This is a genomic window from Cupriavidus plantarum, assembly GCF_905397285.1.
Taxonomy (GTDB): Bacteria; Pseudomonadota; Gammaproteobacteria; order Burkholderiales; family Burkholderiaceae; genus Cupriavidus; species Cupriavidus plantarum.
This window is the reverse complement of sequence record NZ_CAJPUX010000002.1, coordinates 108,561-128,717: the sequence shown is the minus strand read 5'-3', so window position 1 is coordinate 128,717 and position 20,157 is coordinate 108,561. Positions and strand designations below refer to the sequence as shown.

The 20,157-nt window shown below is 65.4% G+C and carries 19 protein-coding genes; 16 read left to right on the top strand and 3 right to left on the bottom strand.

The window, feature by feature from the left end:
- Positions 1-11 precede the first annotated feature (11 nt).
- A complete protein-coding gene (locus KHP16_RS09350; RefSeq protein ID WP_244835730.1) occupies positions 12-1,571 on the bottom strand; it encodes an MDR family MFS transporter in 1,560 nt (519 codons plus the stop codon).
- Positions 1,572-1,743: 172 nt separating this feature from the next.
- On the bottom strand, positions 1,744-3,870 hold the full coding sequence (locus KHP16_RS09345; protein ID WP_211960050.1) for a methyl-accepting chemotaxis protein: 2,127 nt from the start codon (positions 3,868-3,870) through the stop codon (positions 1,744-1,746).
- An 832-nt stretch (positions 3,871-4,702) separates the two neighbouring features.
- On the opposite strand from KHP16_RS09345, the gene KHP16_RS09340 reads away from it, so the two are divergent.
- From KHP16_RS09340 to KHP16_RS09265, 16 genes are all read left to right on the top strand, one after another.
- Entirely contained in the window at positions 4,703-5,020 is a 318-nt protein-coding gene (locus KHP16_RS09340; RefSeq protein ID WP_109583589.1) for an RNA chaperone Hfq, read from the top strand.
- Positions 5,021-5,200: 180 nt separating this feature from the next.
- On the top strand, positions 5,201-6,388 hold the full coding sequence (locus KHP16_RS09335) for a FliC/FljB family flagellin (RefSeq protein WP_115953393.1): 1,188 nt from the start codon (positions 5,201-5,203) through the stop codon (positions 6,386-6,388).
- Between the two features lie 124 nt (positions 6,389-6,512).
- Positions 6,513-6,896, top strand: a complete 384-nt coding sequence (locus tag KHP16_RS09330) for a flagellar protein FlaG (protein WP_211960049.1) — start codon at positions 6,513-6,515, stop codon at positions 6,894-6,896.
- A 58-nt stretch (positions 6,897-6,954) separates the two neighbouring features.
- Complete coding sequence (fliD, locus tag KHP16_RS09325; protein ID WP_211960048.1) at positions 6,955-8,400, top strand: flagellar filament capping protein FliD; 1,446 nt, start codon at positions 6,955-6,957, stop codon at positions 8,398-8,400.
- A gap of 17 nt (positions 8,401-8,417) precedes the next feature.
- Positions 8,418-8,867, top strand: coding sequence for a flagellar export chaperone FliS (fliS, locus tag KHP16_RS09320; protein WP_109583593.1), 450 nt, complete (start codon positions 8,418-8,420; stop codon positions 8,865-8,867).
- Between the two features lie 10 nt (positions 8,868-8,877).
- Entirely contained in the window at positions 8,878-9,201 is a 324-nt protein-coding gene (locus KHP16_RS09315; RefSeq protein ID WP_375153801.1) for a flagellar protein FliT, read from the top strand.
- Positions 9,202-9,279: 78 nt separating this feature from the next.
- Positions 9,280-10,632: a flagellar hook-length control protein FliK gene (gene fliK, locus KHP16_RS09310; protein WP_115953397.1), complete on the top strand. Its 1,353-nt coding sequence runs from the start codon at positions 9,280-9,282 to the stop codon at positions 10,630-10,632.
- The gene (locus KHP16_RS09305; protein ID WP_115953398.1) at positions 10,629-10,937 is read left to right on the top strand and encodes an EscU/YscU/HrcU family type III secretion system export apparatus switch protein; all 309 of its coding nucleotides are present in this window, start codon (positions 10,629-10,631) and stop codon (positions 10,935-10,937) included. The genes fliK and KHP16_RS09305 overlap by 4 nt, the downstream gene beginning before the upstream one ends.
- 188 nt (positions 10,938-11,125) lie before the next feature.
- The gene (locus KHP16_RS09300; RefSeq protein ID WP_211960047.1) at positions 11,126-13,375 is read left to right on the top strand and encodes an O-linked N-acetylglucosamine transferase, SPINDLY family protein; all 2,250 of its coding nucleotides are present in this window, start codon (positions 11,126-11,128) and stop codon (positions 13,373-13,375) included.
- Positions 13,372-14,145: a glucose-1-phosphate cytidylyltransferase gene (gene rfbF / locus KHP16_RS09295; RefSeq protein WP_115953400.1), complete on the top strand. Its 774-nt coding sequence runs from the start codon at positions 13,372-13,374 to the stop codon at positions 14,143-14,145. Before KHP16_RS09300 ends, rfbF begins: the two co-directional genes overlap by 4 nt.
- A complete protein-coding gene (gene rfbG, locus KHP16_RS09290; RefSeq protein WP_121491724.1) occupies positions 14,130-15,221 on the top strand; it encodes a CDP-glucose 4,6-dehydratase in 1,092 nt (363 codons plus the stop codon). The genes rfbF and rfbG overlap by 16 nt, the downstream gene beginning before the upstream one ends.
- Positions 15,218-16,480 (top strand): class I SAM-dependent methyltransferase, encoded by a 1,263-nt coding sequence (locus KHP16_RS09285; protein WP_121491725.1) that lies wholly within the window; start codon positions 15,218-15,220, stop codon positions 16,478-16,480. Before rfbG ends, KHP16_RS09285 begins: the two co-directional genes overlap by 4 nt.
- Positions 16,477-17,037: a dTDP-4-dehydrorhamnose 3,5-epimerase gene (gene rfbC / locus KHP16_RS09280; protein WP_115953403.1), complete on the top strand. Its 561-nt coding sequence runs from the start codon at positions 16,477-16,479 to the stop codon at positions 17,035-17,037. The genes KHP16_RS09285 and rfbC overlap by 4 nt, the downstream gene beginning before the upstream one ends.
- Positions 17,038-17,084: 47 nt before the next feature.
- On the top strand, positions 17,085-18,152 hold the full coding sequence (locus tag KHP16_RS09275; protein ID WP_211960046.1) for an FkbM family methyltransferase: 1,068 nt from the start codon (positions 17,085-17,087) through the stop codon (positions 18,150-18,152).
- 8 nt (positions 18,153-18,160) lie between these two features.
- Complete coding sequence (locus tag KHP16_RS09270) at positions 18,161-18,970, top strand: NAD-dependent epimerase/dehydratase family protein (RefSeq protein WP_211960045.1); 810 nt, start codon at positions 18,161-18,163, stop codon at positions 18,968-18,970.
- Complete coding sequence (locus KHP16_RS09265; RefSeq protein WP_211960044.1) at positions 18,961-19,614, top strand: LbetaH domain-containing protein; 654 nt, start codon at positions 18,961-18,963, stop codon at positions 19,612-19,614. The genes KHP16_RS09270 and KHP16_RS09265 overlap by 10 nt, the downstream gene beginning before the upstream one ends.
- A 68-nt stretch (positions 19,615-19,682) precedes the next feature.
- Here the strand turns inward: KHP16_RS09265 and fliE are convergent, their stop codons facing one another.
- Positions 19,683-20,006 (bottom strand): flagellar hook-basal body complex protein FliE, encoded by a 324-nt coding sequence (gene fliE / locus KHP16_RS09260; RefSeq protein WP_109583603.1) that lies wholly within the window; start codon positions 20,004-20,006, stop codon positions 19,683-19,685.
- Positions 20,007-20,157: the final 151 nt, after the last annotated feature.

Genomic DNA, 20,157 nt, shown 5'->3' with positions numbered 1-20,157 from the left:
TTGGCCGCCAATTACTCGGCTGCCGCCGCGGCTGCCTTCGCCGCTTCCGCCGGGCTTCCCCGCAGCGCCACTTCCTTGAGCCGCATCACCAAGAACGGCGAAATCAGCGACACCGCGGCGCTCAGCAGGAACAGCGTGCGAAACGCATGTTCGGCCGCGGCGCGTACCGCCATCGCATCCGCCTGATCCGCCCCGCTCAGTGCCCGACGGAACATGCTCATCAGCACGTCCTCCCCCGCGTGTCCCGCCGACATCGCCACGCCGCTATGGCGCAGCAGGGCAATCAACACCGTGGTCAGGACGGCCACGCCGACTGCGCCGCCGAGCAAACGCGAGAAGGCCGTGAGCGCCGTGGCAATGCCCATTTGCTGTTGCGGCACCGCGTTCTGCGTGGCCACGAGACCGCTGGGGAATTGCAGACCGAGCGACACACCGAGCACCACCATCACCAGCAGGCTCGGCAGTACGTCATGGACCGGCACAAACGCCAGCCCCACGATAGCGATGGGCGCGATGACCGATCCCGTCATCTGCAGCGGCTTGTAGCGCCCCGTCCACGACATCATGCGTCCGGAGATAAACGCGCCTAACGGAATCGCCAGCGTCAGCGGCACGAGGCGCAGCGCCGCGATATCGGCGGGCGCGCCGCCCACTACCTGAAACCGGAGGGGTAGCAGCACCGACATTGCGATCAGCTGGAAGAAACACAGGAATAGCGTCGTGCAGCAGATCGCCACGGTGGGTACCGTAAGCAGATCGAGCGGGATCACCGGATCGGTCGCGCGGCGCTCCTGCCAGACGAAGATCGCCAGCCCCAGCAACCCCGCGAGCAGCAGGCCAATGGATGCGGCCTCCAGCGGCGAATGTCCCTGCCCAAGCCGTGTGAGGAACACGAGCACGCCCGTCAGACCGCCGCCGAAGAGCAGTGCGCCCGGATAATCGATACGATGACGCCGCCCGCTGACGGGCAAATGCCGCAGCGCGCGCCGCACGACGATCAGCGCAATCAGCGCGAGCGGCAGATTGATCCAGAAGATCCAGCGCCACGACAGCCAGTGCGCGAGATACCCGCCAATAACGGGGCCCGCCATACTGGCCACCGCCCACACGCCACTGACGTAGCCCTGATAACGGCCGCGTTCGCGCAGCGGCACGACATCGCCGATGGTCGCCTGCGACACCGAGATCAGACCGCCACCGCCGAGACCCTGGAGGATACGTGCAAGGATCAGCATGGGCATCGACGTGGCCATCGCGCAGAACACCGATGCGAGCGTGAACAGCACGATCGAAAAGCTGAGCACCGCGCGGCGGCCAAGCACGTCGGAGAGCTTGCCGTAGATCGGCGTCACGACGGTGGACGCCACGAGGTAGGCGGAGATCACCCACGCCATGTCGTCGAAGCCGTTGAGCTGCAACGCGATGTCGGGCAGCACGACCGCGACGATCGATTGCTCCAGCGCGCCAAGCAGGATCGCGAGCATGAGGCCGAACAGCACCTGCGTGACGGGGACCTGCGGCAATGGCGCCTGCGTGGAAGCCGAAGGGGTGGGGGCGGCAGCGGAGACCATCGGGTCTCGGGCGGGGGGAGAGGAAGGCATGGAGCGCGGCAGACGGCGGCGCTCGGGGCTCATCGTTGTGCCTGAAGACGGCACGGGCCCGCGTTGGCCTTGTCTGCTCTTGTGATCAAGGAGAACCGCCATTGTAGGCGGTTTCTCCTCTGACGCGCATGTCCGCTTTCTTTCAGAAAGTTTCCCACTCGCTGGCGCCAGCCGTCGCGAGCGCGGGGCTTGCGGCGGGACGGGCATGGCCCGGACGGCGCGCCGGCTGCAGCACCGGCTCGCGACGCTGACGCTCCACCGGACCACGCGCTTTGGCCGGTGTCGCGGGCGTGCGCGTGGGCAGCACGGACGACTGCGGCTTGCGAACGACCGGCGGACGCACCGCCGCGGGCACGGCGGGTTCGCGCTCCGCGCGGGGGGCCGGGGCGGCGGTTGGGACCGTGCGCGGGGCCGACTTTGCCGCGGCCGATGCGGTAGCCGATGCGTTCGCCGATACGCTGGCCGATACGCTCACGCGTGCGCCAGCCGGCGCGGCGGCGGATGCGATGACCGGGCGGGAGATCGCCCGCACGCGCGCGGTGTGTGCCGCGGTGTGTGCCGCGGTGTGTGCCGCGGTGTGTGCCGCGATGGGCGCCGCGAGGGCCGTTGGCCTGCGCGATGGCAACGCTGGCGCGGACGGCGCCGCGAGTGCGGGGACCGCGGCATGGGCAATCGCATGGGCACCGCTTGAATGGGCCGGCGCCGCGGCCTGCATGCCGCCGAGGTCGAACTTGGCCACTTCCGTCACCAGGCCCTGCGCCTGCTGCAACAGGCTTTCGGCAGCGGCTGCCGCTTCTTCGACGAGCGCCGCATTCTGCTGGGTCACGCCTTCCATCTGCGTGATGGCAAGGCTGACCTGCTCGATGCCCGCCGATTGCTCCTGGCTCGCGGCCGTGATCTCGCCCATGATGTCCGTCACGCGTCGCACCGCGCCCACGATGTCGTCCATGGTCCGGCCCGCTTGCTCGACCTGCTTCGCGCCGTCCTGCACCTGCCGGACCGACCCGTTGATCAGTTCGCCGATTTCCTTCGCCGCCGCGGAAGACCGCTGCGCCAGCGTGCGCACTTCCGCCGCCACCACCGAGAATCCACGTCCCTGCTCGCCCGCGCGCGCCGCTTCCACGGCGGCGTTGAGCGCGAGAATATTGGTCTGGAACGCAATGCCCTCGATCACGCCGATGATCTCGCTCACGCGTTGCGAAGACTTGGAAATGCCCTCCATGGTCTCCACTACGCCGCGCACGGCGCGGCCACCTTCGCTGGCGACATCCGACGCGTTGACCGCCAGCTGATTGGCCTGACGCGCGTTCTCGGCGTTCTGGCGCACCGTGGAGGTCAACTGTTCCATCGACGCGGCGGTCTGTTCGAGCGAAGCGGCCTGCTCCTCCGTGCGCTGGGACAGATCCGTGTTGCCGGTGCTGATCTCGCGCGCGGCGGTGTCGATCGAGCCGGCGGCCTGCTGGATCCCGAACACGAGGCCACGCAACTGACCGAAAGCGCCCTCGAGCGCGCCGAGCATGCGGCCCATTTCGTCCTGGCTACGCACTTCGATCGCATGGCCGAGACGGCCCGCCGACAGGGCCTCGGCCGCATCCAGCGCATGTCGCGCAGGCCGCGTGATAGAACGCGTCATCGCGATACCCAGCAGGACGGCCACTACAGCGGCCACCACGGCCAGCCCGATCAGCACGTCCCGCGTGAGTTCGTAACGCTCGCTCGCGGCACCGACGGCGGTGATCGCCATCTTGCGGCCGGAAGCCGACAGTTCGTCGAGCTTGCTGAAATATGGCACCTGCGCCTGGGCCACGCCATTGGCGAGCGCGCTACGCGCACCGTCGAAGTCGCCGGCGCGGAGCTGCTGGACCACCGCATCGAGCTGCTTGTTATAGCCGTCTCGCGCCTCGGTCAGGGACTCCAGCATCGCCTTGCGGTCGGGATGTCCAGATTGTTCGAGCAGCCTTCCAAACTCGCTGAGCGTACGTGCCACGTCCTCGCGTACCGCGACGATGCGCTCGGCGTTCCGCGTGACGAGCGCGGGATCCTGTGACAACGCCGCGTCGCGGACCAGCATGCCGATCTGCTGCGCGTCGCCCTTGACGCGGTTGAGGTCTAGCACGCGCAGCAGCCGCTGCTCGACCGCCGTATGCATGGCGTCGTTCATGCCGTGCAGCGACGACACGCCCACGGCCGCGACAGCAGCCAGCAGGACGACCACCAGCAGAAATGCCAGGGACAGCCTCGTCCCGATGCCTGTATTTCGCAAGCCCATCACCGTTCCCCTTCTCTCTTGTTCGCTTTGGTTTGGCAGGAGCGGCGTTTCACCCCCGGGGCATGTCAGGCCATTGCAGGCCGGGCCATCCGGGGGGGACGCACGGGGGCCCTAACGGCGGGGCGCAAGCCGACTTGAGGCAGAAATTGAAATGACGGGAAAAACACTGGCAGTTCGGCAAATTGACCCGCCGCCAGGTGGCGTTTAATAGCTTCCGTGCACTCTGATGGACGCCGGAAAACGGTCCCGCGACGAAGGTCGCGGTGCAGAGCGACGCGGGCTCGCCAAAAAAAGAAGCCCACGCGCGGGGTGCTCGTAGGCTTTCAGGACTGCTGTAGAAGAACCGGAAATTTGGCTCAGGCCACGAATATAAACCCGCTTACATGAGGTGTAAATCGACCTTCTATCAGGGAAACCCCTGATGGTAGGTGTAAGCGGGAAGCAAATTTCTTCACGAAAAAACGTTCGGAAGAATCACTTTTGCTGCCACCGAAGTCTATCGGCAGCCTCTTTGCAAACCTTGAGTTGATGATTTGTGACGAGGGCGATTCTTTCCGCAGCGTCATAACTTCCACTCGGGGGAGTTATCTCAACTTCACAATTTTCTCAACGACAATCTTAGAGCAAAGGCTCTAGTGGCGGTTAGCACTCGCTCTCGTCAAGGTTTGTAAAACTTTGTTACTCTTTGGCCTGAAGTATTCCCCTTCTCTTCTGGCAGCGCCGCAAATCCAGGGCGGCTGCGGGATATCCCGCACCGGTGCCGAGAGCGAATGTTTCATCCCTCGTACCGTCGTCAGCCGCCAGAACCCTCGCGGGCTCTTCCGGAGAAGTTGTGAAGCAGGAAAAAAAGGCCTCCCGACCCAGTCGCAAATTACAGCACCTGCAATTTGCGGCCCACAGCGCCAGCCGCGTTCCGGTCATCGTTCATCTGTCGAATGGCACACGCCTCACGGGCGTGGTCATTGCGTCGGACAATTACATGCTGCTGCTCGGGCAGGATCTCGACGATCCGACGCCCGTGCTGGTGTACAAACGCGCCGTCACGGTGGTGACGCCGGCCGGCCCCGAGGGCGAGGCCGTCGTGCCGGTCGCCGAGACGTCGCCGGACTTCGTGCGGCTGTTCGTGCCGCGCACGCGCAAGCGCCGCTAATAAGAAGCACGCCGCCCATGGTTCGGCGCGGGTCGGCAACACTAGCAAAAGTCACTCTAAAGCTTCCCCACCGCTGGTCGATAACCCTTGCAACGGAGGCACTCTACCCCTGCTCCAGCAGGCAGCCAACGTTACGGCACCCGCCGGAATGCCTAAAACATTGCAAATAGGAGTCGTACCATGGCGCAAGTCATTAACACCAACATCCTGTCGCTCTCGACCCAGAGCAACCTGAACACGTCGCAAGCGTCGCTGAACACCGCAATCCAACGTCTGTCGTCGGGTCTGCGTATCAACAGCGCAAAGGACGACGCCGCTGGCCAGGCCATCGCCAACCGCTTCACCGCCAACATCCGCGGCCTGACGCAAGCTTCGCGTAACGCCAACGACGGTATCTCGATCGCTCAGACGACCGAAGGCGCGCTGACCGAAGTCAACAACAACCTGCAACGTGTCCGTGAACTGTCGGTGCAAGCCGCCAACGGCACGAACTCGGGTTCGGACCTGAAGTCGATCCAGGACGAAATCAAGCAACGTCTGTCGGAAATCGACCGCGTGTCGGCCCAGACCCAGTTCAACGGCGTGAAGGTTCTGGCCAAGACCCAGAACATGTCGATCCAGGTTGGCGCCAACGACGCAGAAACGATCACGATCGGCCTGCAACAAATCACCTCGAAGACCCTGGGTATCTCGGGCTTCAGCGTTGCCGGCCCGCAAGGCACCACCGGCACGATCGCCAACGGTTCCGCCACGACGGCAGTGTTCGGCAACGGCGCCACCGGCACCAGCGCCACGGGCGTGTCGGCTGCTGACATCCAGCGCGCTCTGGGCCTGAACGCTTCGGCTGCAGTCGCTTCGCAAGATCTGGTGCAAGACTCGAAGGGCAACCTGTTCGTGCGCGTGAGCATGACGGGCCTGACCGCCGCCGACGACGCAGCGCTGTCGTCGAAGGGCTTCGCTGGCAACGGCACGAGCACCTCGACCACGATGTACATCGCTGTCAAGGCAAGCGACGCCGTGAACAACGGTACGACCGCTGGCTTCACGATCACCGGTGGCTCGCTGACCTCGTCGGACTTCCAACAGACCGCCACGACCAACCCGCTGGCAACGATGGACGCCGCGCTGGCTACGGTGGACAACCTGCGTTCGGCTCTGGGTGCTGTGCAGAACCGCTTCGAATCGACGATCAACAACCTGAGCACGACGGTGAACAACCTGTCCGCTTCGCGTTCGCGTATCGAAGATGCTGACTACGCAACGGAAGTGTCGAACATGACCCGCGCGCAGATCCTGCAACAAGCTGGTACGTCGGTGCTGTCGCAAGCGAACCAGACCACGCAAGGCGTGCTGTCGCTGCTGCGTTAATCGCCGTAGAAAAGGCCGGGCCGCAAGGCCCGGCTTTTTTGCCGGAATGTTTTGCAGGCAGACCGCTGCCTGCAAAGCGTTTCAACAGGACCCTGACCCGAGCCTCGCCGGACGGAGAAAGACCATGGCACTTCCTACTACCGTTTCGATCGCCGCTGCGCAACATGTGGCGCAGTCCTCTGCCGCCGGCATTGTGCCGGCAACAGCCGGCGCGATCAAGGCACCTGGCGAGGCCATCCCCGCCGCGGATTCCGCGAACGGGTCGTCCACCCGCGATTCGCACGCCGACCCCGATACCGCGGGCGCCGTGCAGGAGCTCGTCGATGTGCTCAAGACCACGTCGATCGGCCTGCGGTTCGAGATCGACGACAAGACCCATCGCGTCATCACCAAGGTGATCGACAAGGACACGGGCGAACTCATCCGGCAGATGCCCACCGAAGAAGTCCTGCGCGTCGCGCGCGCGATCGACAAGCTGCAAGGCTTGTTCGTCAGCCACGCCGTGTAACAACAGCGTCGGCACAAGCACAGCATTCAGTTGAAGAGAAAAATACGAGGTCAATAACATGGCAGGAATCTCCAACATCGGCGTAGGTTCGGGTCTCAACCTCTCGGATCTGCTCACTTCGCTGCAAACCAACGAGAACCTGGCGCTGCAGCCAATCTCTGACCAGGCGACCGCCTATCAGGCGAAGCTGTCGGCCTTCGGCAAGATCAAGAACGCGCTGGATGCCTATCAGGCCGCCGCCAAGAATCTCTCGAACCCGAAGACCTTTAGCGTGGTGAAGGCCGCTGTCAGCAACGGCATCCTGACCGCCACGACGAGCGCCGATTCGATTCCGGGCAGCTTCGCCATCAAGGTCAACAAGCTGGCGCAAGCCCAGACGCTGGCCTCTGCCGGCCAAGCCAGCCAGACCACCGCGATCGGCGGCGGCACCATCACGTTCGACTTCGGCAAGGACCTCGCCACGGGCGGCGCGCCGACCAGCACCAAGACGGTCACCATCGGCAGCGACACGTCGCTGCAAGGCATCCGCGACTCGATCAACAAGGCCGATATCGGCGTGAAGGCGAGCATCGTCAACGACGGCTCGGGCACGCCCTATCGCCTGGTGCTGACCTCGACCACGACCGGCGAAGACATGTCGATGCGCGTCACCGCCAGCGACGGCGCCGTCGGCAACGTCATCAACTTCGATCCGACGCAGGCTACCCAGCCGAACGGCGTGCAGGAGAAGGTCAAGGCAGCCAACGCCTCGCTGTCGGTGAACGGCATCGACATCATCAGCCAGACCAACACCGTCAAGGACGCCGTTCCGGGCACCACGCTGACGCTGACCGCGACCGGCGATACGACGCTGACGGCGACGCAGGACAACGACGCCATCAAGAAGGCCGTGACCGACTTCGTCAGCGCGTACAACGCCGTGCTGACCGAGGCCGCGACGCAGACCGCGTTCGACACCAGCGCCAACAAGCCAGGGGATCCGTCCACGTCGTCGCCGCTGACGGGCGACGGCACGCTGCGCAACATCACGACGCGCCTGCGGTCGATGCTCAACGCGGGCCTGCCCGACGGCAAGGGCGGTACGCTCACGCTGTCGCAGATGGGCATCTCTTTCGACATGGATACGTCGAACAAGGGCCAAAACTACGGCAAGCTCAAGGTCAACGACGACAAGCTCGACGCTACCATTCGGGATAACGCGCAAGGCATGGCGGCGTTCTTCGGTGGCGTGAGTGGCAGCAAGGGCCTGGGCAACACGATCGACGACTACGTGACCGGCCTGAATGCCGATGGCGGCGCGCTGGAGTCGGTCACGAGCGGCCTGACGGAATCGCTCAAGGACCTGAACGACAAATACACGGCGACGCAGGACCGCATCCAGACGACGATGGACCGCTACAAGGCGCAATTCACGCAGCTCGATACGCTGATTTCCCAGCTGAATCAGACCAAGTCGTACCTGACGCAGCAGTTCGCTTCGCTGACCAACAGCAGCAGCAAGTAAGACATACGGAGATCGCCATGTTCGCGCGCCAAGGTATCAATGCTTACGCCCAGGTCGGCGTCCAGACCGGAGTCATGAGCGCCAGTCCGCACAAGCTGATCGTCATGCTGTACGACGGCGCGCGTTCCGCCATCGCCCGGGCGAAGTTCCACCTGGAGAATGGCGAACTGGAAGCGCGCGGCAACGCGATCTCCAAGGCGATCAACATCATCGACAACGGCCTCCGCGCCGTGCTGGATCATGAGGCGGGCGGGGAAATCTCCGCCAACCTCGAGTCTCTCTACGAATACATGACCCGCCGGCTGCTGCTGGCAAACCTGCGCAACGACGCCTCCCTGCTGGATGAAGTCGATGCACTGCTCGAGAATCTGGCCTCGGCATGGGCCGCCATCGGCGACCCCGCGGCATCCGAATCCCAGCAGCCTTCCCTGGCAACCGAGGCTCAGGTCGCGCTGCAAGAATCCTGAAATGCTTTCTATGTCCCCTATCGTTCGTAGCTACGAAGAGCTGCTGGTGCTCTCGGAGCAGATGCTCGACGCCGCGCGTGCCGGAAACTGGGACGCGATGAGCGAACTGCAGCAGGTCTATCTGGCCGAAGTGGAGCGCCTGCGCCTGCTCGACCATACCGCACCGTTCTCCGACAACGAGCGCCTGCGCCGTTTCCAGTTGATCGAGCGTATTCTCGCGTTCGACGCACGCATTCGGGATCTGACGATGCCGCGTCTGGCGCAGCTGGGCACGCTCCTCAACAGCTCTCGCACGCAAATGAGCCTTCACCGGGCTTACGGCGCCGCCGTCTGACCCGTCTGCCTCCGCCTGACAGTTAAGGAGGCGCGGCGGGGGCGATGGTCACGCCACCGTTCCCTCTGACATGTGCCTATGACCGGCGTCCACCTGCCTCCCGCCCTGTTACCGGGGCACGCTCCCGATCCGCAACTCGCGCGGCCGTCGCTGACGATCGATCGGCTTGCCGCGCTGATGCCGGCACCGGAAGTGACGCAGGGCGACGTGCAATCGTCGACCGGCGGCGCGATTCCCGCGCGGCAGCCAAACGGTGTCGGCGCCGATGCCGCCAACGCGGCGAACGCCGCGCAGACGACCTCCACGCGCGAGACCCTCAGCTTTGCCGCGCGCGCGATTCTCGATGTCATGGGCAATGCGGAGTCCGCGCCGATGCGCGCGGCCGCGCCGTTGTTGCCCGCGGCGCCGGCCGGTGCCCCGAACGCGCAGGCGACCACCGCATTGGCGAACGGACTCGCGACGCTGGTGGGCCAGAGCGGTCTGTTTTATGAGTCGCACCTCGAGCAATGGGTCAGCGGCATGCGGCCGCTGGCGTCCCTGCTCGCGGAGCCTCAGGGCCCATTGCGCCCGCCCGCCGCACCCGGTGCGCAGCCGCCGGCGGCGGGCGCTCAGCCGCAGGGTCAGGGCCAGGGCCCGGTCGCGATGCTGCCGTTCAGTGGCCCGCAGTCCCCGGTGCCGCCCCAGACAAATCCTGCCGCCACGCTGGCCGAACTGACCCGCCCGGTGGTGTTCCCGCCGGCCGGCACGTCCGGCGCGCCTATTCCCGTCAACGCAGCGCGTCATGACGCCGTGGCCGCCGAAGTGCTGCGCGCCAGCAACCGCATCGGACAGCCCACGCAAGCGGGCGGCAACCCGGCGTCGCCGGTGGCCGAAGAACGCCGCGCCGCGCATGCCAGCGCGGCGGCGCAGGCCTATCAGACCACGGCCGAAGTTTCGCAAGACGGTTATCACATCGCCCGCGCGCAGCGCGAAGCCGCGATCGCCAACTGGAACACGCCGGAACCGACGCCACGTACGCCCGACGCGGGTCCGCCCGTGCATCCCGCCACCGAGGGCGTCGTGCGCCAGCAGCTCGAACTGCTCGCCACGCAGCAATTCCGCTTTGCGGTGGATGCGTGGCCGGGCATGCCCGTCGACTGGGAAGTGACACGGCACGAAGGCAGCCACCATCAGGATGGCGCCGCCGAGGGCGCGGGCCAGTGGAGCACGCGCCTGCGGTTGTCTCTGCCGCAACTCGGTAATGTCGAGGCCGTGCTGACACTGGGCGCGCGCGGACTGGAAGCGCGTCTGGTCACGCATGACAAGCAGTCCGCCGCTCGCCTGACGGAAACGCGAGATGCGTTTCGTCAGCAGCTCGATGCGCGCGGTATCGCGTTGCTCAACCTGCAGGTCAACACCGCCGATGCCGTGGCGGCCGAGGTGACCCCATGAGCGAGAACAAGAGCGCCGATCCGCCCGATCGCAACGTCGCCGTGGCGCTGGCGTATGAGGCCAAAGACAACGCCCCCCGCGTCGTCGCCAAGGGGTATGGCCTGTCCGCCGAGGCGATCATCGCCCGCGCGCGGGACGCCGGGGTCTATGTGCATGGCTCGCCGGCCCTCGTGAACCTGCTGATGCAGGTGGATATGGACAGCCAGATCCCGCCGCAGCTCTACGTGGCCGTCGCCGAATTGCTGGCGTGGCTGCATCAGGTCGAAACGGCCCAGAGCCTTCCCGCCACGCCAAAGCTCGCCTAGGCGAAAACCCGCAGAGCGTTGCCTGGCGCGCGCTGCGCGGCAGGCGGCGCTCACGGCACCTGCCGCGAATTAGCGCCAATTTTGTCTCGTGTTCCGGCCAATGGCGCGCATTCCCCTTTGTTAAGGTTTTAAGGTCGGCCAGCCCATGAATTCTGGGGTGGCACCGTGCCTATACAAAGCAGAATGCCATGAAAAAAAACGTCTCGATGGGTCCCGGGCAACGCTTGATCCAGCAAGCTTGGACCGCCCATCATGCAGGCCGTTTCGCCGAAGCGATCAAGCTGGTGGCCACCGCCAAGCGCAGCGGCGCCAGCATGGCGGACGCATGCTATATCGAAGCGCTCGCCACGTCCGGCCTGGGCCGCAATGCGGAAGCCAAGGCCTTGGCGGAAGCGAGCCTCCGGCGCTTTCCGAACCATGCCGGGTTCATGGGCATCGTCGGTACCCTGGAGGCCCAGCTCGAGAACTTCGAGGTCGCCGCCCGGCTGCTGAAGCAAAGCGTGGCGTTGCAGCCCGAGGCGGGCAATCTCTGGCAAGCCTATGGCGCCGCGATGTTCGCCCTCGGCGATTACAACGAGGCGAAGATGGCCGGCGAGAAAGCCATGGCACTGCTGCCGAACGACCCCGCGGTCGTGGGCAACTACGCGAGCGCCTTGCGTGAGTCCGGCAACACGATGGAAGCGATTCCGGTGATGCGTCGTGCCTGCGCGCTGAATCCGCTGCAGCGAATCAATCGCGCCAACCTGCTGTTCACGATCCTCTACGACGAGACCATCGGTGCGGAGCAGTTGCGTCGCGAAGCCACCGACTGGGCGGAAACGCTGGCGCGCATGCCCGTCGACGCCAAGATTCCGGCGCCGCAGCCTAGCGAAGGGGACAAGCTTCGCATCGGCATCCTGTCAAACGACCTGCGCCGCCACGCCGTTGCCTACTTCCTGATTCCGCTGATCGCGAATATCGACCGTACGCGCTTCGAGGTGCATCTGTTCTCGCTGACGAGCGTCACGGACAACGTCACGCAGAAGATCCGTCAGTATGCGGAGAGTTTCCAGGACGTATCCAAGCTGCCCGAGGCCGAGGTGGTGCGGCGCATTCGAGAAACCCGTTGCGACGTCATGGTCGACCTCGGCGGCTACACCGGCGCTTCCCCGCTGCAATACATGGTGCATCGACTTGCGCCGAAGCAGCTGACGTGGCTCGGCTATCCCGGTACCACGGGCATGAAGGAGATCGAATACCGCGTCACCGACTGGACCGCGGATCCGGCCGGCTACGAACACAACTATTCGGAGAAGCTGCTGCGCGCGCCGATCTTCAGCGCATTTCATCCGATGGTCACGAATCCGCTGTTCATCTACGAGCCGAAATATCGGGTGCACCCCACGCCGGCTCTGGAGAACGGCTACATCACGTTCGGCTCGTGCAACCACATTGCCAAGCTCGGTCCCAAGACCATGCGCCTGTGGAGCAAGGTGCTGGCACGCTGCCCCAATGCGCGCCTGCTGGTGGAAGCCGCGGGCTGCGACCGCGAAAGCGTGCGCGAGATGCTGCGAACCCGCATGGAACAGCACGGCATCGACACCAGCCGTGTGGACATGATTCCGCGTGACGGCGCCAACCAGTACCTGACTTACCACCGCATCGACATCGTCCTGGACACGGCCCCCGTCACGGGCGGCACCACGACCTGCGATGCCATCTGGATGGGCGTGCCGATCGTCACGTTTGCCGGCGACACGTTCCATCAACGCGTGTCCGCGCCCTTCCTGCACGCAGCCGGTCTGGACGAGCTCATCTGCGAAACCGAAGACCGCTACGTCGAAATGGCCTGCGCGCTGGCCTCCGACGTGACCCAACTGAACGAGATCCGTCAATCGATCCGTCCGCGCGCGGAGCAGAGCGAGATGTTCGATGCGCCGCGCTTCGCCAGCTGGTTCGAGGATCAGGTGACGGAGATGGTCAAGGACATCAAGCCGGAAACCCGCGATCGCGGGGAACGCCAGGAGGGCGTGTTCTTCGGCGGCACGTGGTATCCGGCGCAGGACCTCGTGCTGTCCGTCGCCGCACATCTGCATATGCGCGAATACACGCCGCTGCGCAACGTGCTGGAAAACCTCACTTCGACCTGGTATCGCCACTGGATGGTGGCTTACGGTCTCGCCGAGATCAAGTACGCCGGCGGCATGCACGAAGAGGCGATCGACCTGCTGGTGGAAGCTATCGGGATGCGGCCCTATGCGCTGCCGCTGTACCGCAAGCTGGGTATCTGGATGGACGAACGGGGCTTCGACAAGTCCGCCCTCGCGCAACTGCTCGACGACCAGTTCGGTCTGGCGCTGGAGACCCTGGAAGCATCGCCGGCGCCAACCGTGTTCGAGATTCTCGGCATCACGGTGGAGTACACGGACAACAACGTGGCGGAGGAGGTCACCGCATGAAAGCCGTCATCCTCGCCGGTGGTCTGGGCACCCGCATCTCCGAAGAATCGCACCTGCGTCCCAAGCCGATGATCGAAATCGGCGGCAAGCCGATCCTGTGGCACATCATGAAGATGTACTCGGCGCACGGCGTGAACGAGTTCGTGATTTGCCTGGGCTACAAGGGCTACGTCATCAAGGAATACTTCGCCAACTACTTCCTGCACATGTCCGACGTGACGTTCGACATGCGCGAAAACCGCATGGCCGTGCATCATCGCAAGGCCGAGCCATGGAGCGTGACGCTGGTCGACACCGGCGAAGACTCGATGACGGGCGGCCGCCTGCGTCGCGTGCGCGAGTATCTGGAGCCGAACGAACCGTTCTGCTTTACGTACGGTGACGGCGTGTCCGACATCGATATCAGCCGGGAGATCGCCTATCACCGCTCGCATGGCCGCAAGGCCACCGTGGCCGCCGTGCAGCCGCCGGGCCGATATGGCGCGCTTGAGCGCACGGGCGAAGACCTCGTCAGCGGCTTCACCGAGAAGCCGCGCGGCGATGGCGCCTGGATCAATGGCGGCTTCTTCGTGCTGCAGCCCGACGTGATCGACCTGATCGAAAGCGACGGCACGTCGTGGGAAGAAGCACCGATGCGCCGGCTCGCCAGCAGCGGCGAGATGGCCGCGTTCGAACATACCGGTTTCTGGCAGCCGATGGACACGCTGCGCGAGAAGAACCTGCTGGAAGATCTCTGGCAGTCGGGTAAGGCGCCATGGAAAATCTGGTGACCACGCCGCTGTCGCCGGACCTGGCCGCCGCTTATCGCGGACGGCGCGTCTTCGTCACCGGGCACACGGGCTTCAAGGGCGCATGGCTTGCCCTGCTGCTTGCGCGTTTCGATGCCCAGGTGAGCGGCTACGCGCTCGCGCCCAACACCCAGCCCAGCCTGTTCGATGTCGCTGGCGTACGCTCGGCGCTGGTCCGGCATACGATCGCCGACGTGCGCGATGCCGGCGCGCTGGTGCGCGCCATGCAGGACGCCCAGCCGGAAATCGTGCTGCACCTTGCCGCGCAGCCGCTGGTGCGCGCGAGCTATCGCGACCCCGCCGAGACGTGGTCGACCAACGTCATGGGCACCGTCAACGTGCTGGATGCCGTGCGCGCCTGCCCATCCGTGCGCGCCGTGATCGTGGTGACCACCGACAAGTGCTACGACAACAAGGAATGGCTGTGGGGCTACCGGGAGACGGATCCGCTCGGCGGCCATGACCCGTACAGCGCCAGCAAGGCCGGTACCGAACTCGTCGCGGCCAGCTATCGCAAGTCGTTCCTGGCGGAGCGCGGCGTGCTACTGGCCACCGCGCGCGCCGGGAACGTCATCGGCGGCGGCGACTGGTCCGAAGACCGCCTGATCCCCGACGCCGCCCGCGCGGCTGCGGCCGGTCGCGCACTCGAAATTCGCAGTCCGCAGGCCACGCGCCCGTGGCAACACGTCCTCGAAGCGCTGCACGGCTACCTGCGGCTGGGTAGCCGCCTGCTGGCCGGTGACGCCGCGCTGGCCGACGCCTTCAACTTCGGTCCGGAACCGCGCGACAACGTGCCGGTGGCCACCGTGCTGCGCGGGCTGCAATCGCAGTGGCCCGAGCTTGAATGGCGGCACTGCCCGCCACCCGGCGCCGCGCCGCACGAGGCCCACAACCTGTACCTCGACGCCGCGCGAGCCCGCACCGTACTGGGGTGGACCCCGCGCTGGTCGCTGGAACAGGCACTGGCCGCCACGGCGCGTTGGTATCGCGCGGTGCAACTGGATCCCGCATCGGCTCGCGCCATCACTGAACAACAGATCGAGCAATTCTGCGCATGAACGCTCAACACCTCGCTAATCACGCCCATGGCGCAAAGTGCCGCGCCTGCGGCTCGCCGCTCGTGCACTCCATGGTGGACCTGGGCCTCTCGCCGGTCTCCAACGCCTTCATCAAGCCCGAGCACATCGCGCAGGGCGAGATGTTCTACCCGCTGCACGCGATGGTTTGCGACAGCTGCTGGCTCGTGCAGTTGCGCGATGCCACGCCGGCCGAGACGCATTTCCACGACGACTACGTCTACTTCTCGTCGTTCTCGACGTCCTGGCTGGAACACGCACGCCGCTACGTCGAGGCGATGACCGCGCGCTTCGGTCTGAGCCGCAGCAGCCGTGTGATGGAGGTGGCCAGCAACGACGGCTACCTGCTGCAGTATTTCCAGCAGGCCGGCGTGCCGTGCCTCGGTATCGAGCCCTCGACCAACACCGGCAAGGCCGCGCGCGCCAAGGGCATCGACAGCCGCGAGCTGTTCTTCGGCGAGCGTACCGCGCGCGCGCTGTGCGTGGAAGGATGGCAGGTGGACCTGCTGCTCGGCAACAACGTGCTCGCGCACGTGCCCGATATCAACGACTTCGTTGCGGGCATGCCCGTCGTCCTGAAGCCGGAAGGCGTGGTCACGCTCGAGTTTCCCCATCTGCTGCGGCTGCTCGAGCAGAACCAGTTCGATACGCTTTATCACGAGCACTACTCCTACCTGTCGCTGACGGCGCTGGTGCCCATCCTCGCGCGCGCCGGCCTGCGCGTCTTCGACATCGAACACCTGCCCACGCATGGCGGCAGCCTGCGCATGTTTGCCTGCCATCAGGGCGCGAAGCACGCCACCACAGCGGCGGTGCAGGCTTGCCTCGACGAGGAGCAGCGGGGTGGTCTGACCTCGGTGGAACGCTACGCGGCATTCGCGGATGGGGTTCGCCGCGCCCGCATCGACCTGCTGGCCTTCCTGATCGACGCGCGCCGTCACGGCAAGCGCGTCGCGGCCTACGGTGCCGCCGCCAAGGGCAACACGCTGCTGAACTACTGCGGCATCGATTCGGATCTGATCGAGTACGTCGTGGATCGCAACCCCGCCAAGCAGAACAAGCTGCTGCCGGGTTCGCGCATTCCGGTGCTGTCGCCGGATGTCATCGACGCGCGCAAGCCGGATTACCTCGTCATCCTGCCGTGGAACATCAAGGACGAAGTCATGACGCAGATGTCCGGCATCCGCACCTGGGGCGGGCGCTTCGTGGTGGCCATTCCCGAGACGGTGGTGCTGCCGTGATCTTCACGCCGGCTCGCATCGCGGGCGCCTGGATCATCGATCCCGAACCGCTCGCCGATGAACGTGGCTTCTTTGCCCGCACCGTCTGCGTGGAGACGTTCGCCGCGCACGGCATCGACGCGCGCTTCGTCCAGCAGAGCGTGTCGCGCAATACGCGCGCGGGCATCCTGCGCGGCATGCACTTCCAGCAAGGCCAGCACGCCGAGGACAAGCTTGTGCGCGTGACGACTGGGGCGGTGCATGACGTCATCCTCGACCTGCGCGCCGGCTCGCCGACGTACCGGCAATGGCAGTCCATCGTGCTCGATGCCGATACGCAGCGCGCCGTTTATATCCCCAAGGGCGTGGCGCACGGCTTCCAGACGCTGACGCCGCTTTCCGAAGTGTTTTACCAAATGACGGTGCCATTCGTGCCTGGCAGCAGTGCCGGCGTGCGCTGGGACGACGCCGACATCGGCATTGTCTGGCCCGACTGCGCGGAGCGTTTGATTTCCGCAAAAGATCTTGCCTTGCCTACGCTGGCCGCGTTGACCGAACTGGCCGCGCGGGCTGGCTGATTTCCGATACAACCTGAACACACTGACTACCCGAAGCGGAGCCACCCATGACGACTGAACATTTGCAGAAGCTTTCCGACGCATTGCGCACGGTGGGCGGCAGCGCCGCCGCCCGCGACAAGCTCATTGCGCTGTGCAAGAACATCGAGCAGGACCTGTCCGGCTACGAAGGCAGCGTGCGCGACGACATCACGGGCCCGATCGTGGATGCGATGTACAACGAGGAGTCGCGCCTGCGCAAGACGCTGGCCGACGGGACCGTGTTCGAGTTTCTCTATCGCACCAAGATCGCGCGCGATTTCCTGATGAGCTCGCCCGCGGCCCCCGATCACGTGTGGGAACCGCAAACCACCAAGCTGCTGGTCAAGCTGTGCGAGCGCGGCGGCCACGCGGTGGTCGGCGGCGCCTACTTCGGCGATCAGGTGATTCTGATGGCGCGCCAGCTGGCGCGCGCCGGCGGCACCTGCCACGCGTTCGAGCCCAACGCCGACCAGCTCGGCATGCTGCGCAAGAACGCCGAGCTAAACAAGGTCGAGAACATCCGCAGCTGGCGCCTGGGCCTGTGGTCCGACAGCACCACGCAACTGCGTTTGGTCGGCCACGACTCGTTCGCGCATGCCGAGCATACCGATCAGGGCGGCGATGACAGCTTCAAGACCGTGACCATCGACGACTACTGCGCGCAGCAGAACGTCGACAAGCTGAGCCTCATCATGCTCGACATCGAAGGCGCGGAACTGAACGTGTTCAAGGGCGCCGCCCGCCAGCTGGCACGCCCCGCCGGCGAAGCGCCGAACCTCGTGTTCGAAGTGCACCGTCATTACGTTGACTGGAGCCGTGGTCTGCAAAACGCCGAGATCATCAAGCTGCTGCAGGGCTATGGCTATCACGTCTACGCCGTGCGCGACTTCAATTCGAACGTCGACATGCAGGGCCGCCCCGTGGAACTGGTACCGGTGGACAACGTCTACCTCGAAGGCCCCGCGCATGGCTTCAACATGGTCGCCGTCAAGCAGCCGGAACTGCTGCAAGGCCAGGGCTTCGCGGTCGTGCCGGGCGTGAGCCCCAAGCTGCTCTGGCACCGCGATCCGGCGCTGCACCACCCGGTCAACTAAGGAACGCGATGCGCTGTACCGTTATCGGCGGCGCCGGTTTCGTCGGCCGCCGTCTGGCCGACACGCTGCGGCGTGCCGGCCATGAAGTCTGGGTGCCCGAGCGCGGCGACAGCGCGCTGTTCAGCCGCGACCTCGGCCACGTCTACTATTGCGCGGGGCTGACCGCCGACTACGCGGCGCGCCCGTACGATACGGTGGCCGCGCACGTCACGCTGCTGTCCGACGTCCTGCGCGCCAATCGGTACGACCATCTGGTCTACCTGTCGTCGACACGGCTCTACGATACATCGCAGCTGCCACAGGGCGACGAAGCCGCGGCGCTGACGCTGCAACCGGCGAACCCGCGCGCGCTATACGACTTCTCGAAGGGGCTCGGGGAAAACCTGTGCCTGACGGTGGCCGCCGGACGTACCGCGGTGGCGCGATTGTCCTGCGTGTTCGACTGGACGCCGGACTCCCCCGGCTTCCTGTCCGAATGGCTCGTGCGCGCCGCCACGGAGCAGGCGTTCCAGCTCGACAGCGACGCGGGCTTCGTGCGCGATTACATCCACCTCGATGACGTCGTGGACGCGTTGATCGGCATCTCCACGCGCGGTGCCGGCGGCATCTTCAATGTGGCCAGCGGTGAGAACGTCTCGAACGGCGAACTGGCCGAACTCTTCAACGCGGCGGGCTGGCACATCACGCTCGCGCGCAAGTCCCCCACGCAACGCGCCGCGGAATGCAGCACCGCCGCCCTGCGTGCGCTGGGTGTCTCGCCCCGTGATGTGCGCACGGTCGTCAACGGCTATCTGGCGGGAGTACGCCCATGGAACTGATCGGACAGACCCGGGAATCGCTGGCCGCCTACACCTGCGCGCAGGTGGCCAACCTCGTGCCGGACGGCCGTCATGACGCCTTGCTGCCCGTGGTGACGCGGCACCTCGACGAGGCGCTGGCGCGCACCGGGCGCTGCATCGATGCCGTCCGCATGTGGCGGCCCGGCCAGTTCAACTATCTGCACTCGTCGCAATACTGCCAGTACCTGTATTACCTGGCGAATACGATCTGGCGCAACGAGCGCGACGGGGAGACGTGCACCAGGCTGTTCCTGCTCAACAAGGCGCTGAACGCGATCGATCTGTTCTACGAGATCGAGATGCCAGAGGTGTTCTTCATCGGCCATTCGGTTGGCATCGTGCTCGCCAGGGCCACCTATGGCAACTACCTTGTGCTGTATCAGAACTCGACGGTGGGCAAGAATCACGGCGTGGCGCCCGTCATCGGCGACGGCGTGGTGATGTATCCCAACACGGCCATCATCGGCCGCAGCCATGTCCGCGACGGATCGGTGATCGCGCAGGGGGTGAGCGTGCTGAATCGCGAGACGCCCGGCCATTGCCTGGTCTACGCCGGCCAGGCGGGCGACCTCGTGTGCAAGCCCGCGCGCGAACGGGCCGCCGAGGAGTATTTCCGCGTTTAAGTTTCGTTACCGGAACGAAGAAAGCCCGCATCGCGGGCTTTCTTACAGCTGCTTCCCTTCACACCGGATCACACCGGCATGTTCATCATTTCCTGATACGCGGCGGCCAGGCGGTTGCGCACCTGCACGGCCGTCTGGAACGACACGTTCGCCTTCTGCAGGTCGATCATCACGTCGTTCAGCGCCACGCCGGGCTTGCCCAGTTCGAACGCTTCGGCCTGCTTGCCGGCATGGTCCTGCGCCGCGTTGACGCGAGCGAGCGAGCGTTGCAGTTCGCCGGCAAAGCCGCTCGTGGTGGCCGCCTGCGCCGAAGCGGCGCCGCCGCCGGCCGCGGTCTGGGCCAGGCCGCGCAGCTGTTGCAGCATGCTTTCGATGGAAGAAATCGTGGTCATGTCGGGAGATCGGTCCAGCAAAGGTTGGAAATCGGGGCAAGACCGTCCGCGCATTGCAATGAAGCGCTCAATTGCGTCCAACGCATCACAAAGGGACGGTTTCCCACCTGTTTCGGCCTTCGCACTGTAGACCCGGCCCGTCTCCATCCAA

Bases quoted from the DNA above. Each gene is read 5' to 3' on its own strand.
- KHP16_RS09350 (WP_244835730.1), bottom strand. From the start codon at position 1,571: ATGGTCTCCGCTGCCGCCCCCACCCCTTCGGCTTCCACGCAGGCGCCA.
- KHP16_RS09345 (WP_211960050.1), bottom strand. From the start codon at position 3,870: ATGGGCTTGCGAAATACAGGCATCGGGACGAGGCTGTCCCTGGCATTT.
- KHP16_RS09335 (WP_115953393.1), top strand. From the start codon at position 5,201: ATGGCGCAAGTCATTAACACCAACATCCTGTCGCTCTCGACCCAGAGC.
- KHP16_RS09330 (WP_211960049.1), top strand. From the start codon at position 6,513: ATGGCACTTCCTACTACCGTTTCGATCGCCGCTGCGCAACATGTGGCG.
- fliD (WP_211960048.1), top strand. From the start codon at position 6,955: ATGGCAGGAATCTCCAACATCGGCGTAGGTTCGGGTCTCAACCTCTCG.
- fliS (WP_109583593.1), top strand. From the start codon at position 8,418: ATGTTCGCGCGCCAAGGTATCAATGCTTACGCCCAGGTCGGCGTCCAG.
- KHP16_RS09315 (WP_375153801.1), top strand. From the start codon at position 8,878: ATGTCCCCTATCGTTCGTAGCTACGAAGAGCTGCTGGTGCTCTCGGAG.
- fliK (WP_115953397.1), top strand. From the start codon at position 9,280: ATGACCGGCGTCCACCTGCCTCCCGCCCTGTTACCGGGGCACGCTCCC.
- KHP16_RS09305 (WP_115953398.1), top strand. From the start codon at position 10,629: ATGAGCGAGAACAAGAGCGCCGATCCGCCCGATCGCAACGTCGCCGTG.
- KHP16_RS09300 (WP_211960047.1), top strand. From the start codon at position 11,126: ATGAAAAAAAACGTCTCGATGGGTCCCGGGCAACGCTTGATCCAGCAA.
- rfbF (WP_115953400.1), top strand. From the start codon at position 13,372: ATGAAAGCCGTCATCCTCGCCGGTGGTCTGGGCACCCGCATCTCCGAA.
- rfbG (WP_121491724.1), top strand. From the start codon at position 14,130: ATGGAAAATCTGGTGACCACGCCGCTGTCGCCGGACCTGGCCGCCGCT.
- KHP16_RS09285 (WP_121491725.1), top strand. From the start codon at position 15,218: ATGAACGCTCAACACCTCGCTAATCACGCCCATGGCGCAAAGTGCCGC.
- KHP16_RS09275 (WP_211960046.1), top strand. From the start codon at position 17,085: ATGACGACTGAACATTTGCAGAAGCTTTCCGACGCATTGCGCACGGTG.
- KHP16_RS09270 (WP_211960045.1), top strand. From the start codon at position 18,161: ATGCGCTGTACCGTTATCGGCGGCGCCGGTTTCGTCGGCCGCCGTCTG.
- KHP16_RS09265 (WP_211960044.1), top strand. From the start codon at position 18,961: ATGGAACTGATCGGACAGACCCGGGAATCGCTGGCCGCCTACACCTGC.
- fliE (WP_109583603.1), bottom strand. From the start codon at position 20,006: ATGACCACGATTTCTTCCATCGAAAGCATGCTGCAACAGCTGCGCGGC.